General features: G+C 45.7%; 2 protein-coding genes. Both read left to right on the top strand.

Going from position 1 to position 1,572, the window contains the following annotated elements:
- Positions 1 to 27 precede the first annotated feature (27 nt).
- The gene (locus tag U9Q18_04125; GenBank protein ID MEA3313543.1) at positions 28 to 270 is read left to right on the top strand and encodes a DALR anticodon-binding domain-containing protein; all 243 of its coding nucleotides are present in this window, start codon (positions 28 to 30) and stop codon (positions 268 to 270) included.
- A 155-nt stretch (positions 271 to 425) separates the two neighbouring features.
- Positions 426 to 1,572 (top strand): phosphomethylpyrimidine synthase ThiC (gene thiC / locus U9Q18_04120; protein MEA3313542.1); only part of this gene is annotated, 1,147 nt, incomplete at its 3' end.

The following is a 1,572-nucleotide window of genomic DNA, read 5'->3' as shown; positions in this document are numbered from 1 at the left end:
CTTTCAACTGAACCTGAGCTTAGCCTCATTCGCTGCCTAACATTCCTGCCTGAAACCATAGAAAATGTCGTAGACACTCTACAACCTCAATTCCTAACATATTATAGCCAGGACCTAGCCACCCTCTTTCATAGCTTTTACAAACAATGCAGGGTTGTATCTCAAGATGAGGCACTAACTAAAGCTCGCCTCAAGCTAGTCAGAGCATCTCAAATCACCTTAGCCAAAACACTTCGACTAATGGGTATGACGGTTCCAGAAACCATGTAATGCATAGGGCTTAAAGATCACCTCTTTAGCATAGTCATACACGATGGACTCGAGCGCAGGCAATAAACCCAGCGTTGCATTTGCCATCCTCCTATGCTAGATTTACTGGCCATCTTTCCTACGCCAAAATCACCTGACAAGATGTTTCTACGAAAATGACTCAATTAGAACTAGCCAAGGCTGGCATTATTTCTCCCCAGTTGGAACAGGTTGCTCAACACGAAAAACTCGACGTTAATACCTTGCAACAAGGAATTGCCGAAGGCAAAATTATAATTTTGGCGAACCTCAGACACAGCAACTCGACTCCCTGCGGCATTGGAAAAGGGCTCAAGACAAAGGTCAACGCTAATATAGGAACTTCCTCCGACCTTTGCGATGTCAATTTAGAGTTAAAAAAACTACGGATGGCAATTGACACCGGCGCCAACACCATAATGGATTTAAGTACAGGAGGCGATATATCAAGCACAAGACAGACTATTATCGCCAACAGTACTATCCCCGTGGGAACCGTACCCATATACCAAGCTGGACTCGAAGCAATCGAGAAACACAAGGCCCTCGTCAATATGAAAGTTGATGAAATATTCAACGTGATTGAAAATCAGGTCAAAGACGGTGTTGATTTTATCACCGTACACTGCGGCGTAACCCAAGCATCCATAGCAAGGCTAAAAAATGAGGGCAGAATAACTAGCATCGTATCAAGAGGAGGGGCCTTCCTCACAGGTTGGATATTACATAATGGCCAGGAAAATCCCCTATTCCAATATTATGATCGTTTACTGGATATTGCACATGAATATGATGTAACCTTGAGCTTGGGTGATGGCCTCCGCCCAGGATGTCTGGCTGATGCTACAGACAGAGCTCAGGTGGAAGAACTAATCATACTAGGAGAGATGGTAGATCGCGCCAGAAAAGCTGGAGTTCAAGCAATGGTTGAGGGACCAGGCCATCTACCGCTAGCCCAAATAGTTTCCAATGTTGAATTAGAAAAGAGCCTGTGCCATGAAGCTCCTTTCTACGTTCTAGGCCCCTTGGTCACTGATATTGGTGCAGGCTATGACCATATCACAGGTGCAATTGGTGGAGCTATTGCCGCTGCTGCCGGTACCGACTTTTTATGTTATGTAACTCCTGCCGAGCATCTCTCACTGCCTGACGTAGACAATGTTAAGCAAGGGGTAATAGCTTCATGTCTCGCTGCTCACGTTGGAGATATTGCTAAGGGAGTGGCTGATGCTAAGAAAAGGGATGAGCACATGGCCAGGGCTCGCAAGGATCTCAACTGGGAGA

This window comes from Caldisericota bacterium (genome assembly GCA_034717215.1).
Taxonomy (GTDB): Bacteria; Caldisericota; Caldisericia; order Caldisericales; family Caldisericaceae; genus UBA646.
Note: the sequence above shows the minus strand (reverse complement) of the source record. Positions and strands in the feature narration are given on the sequence as shown.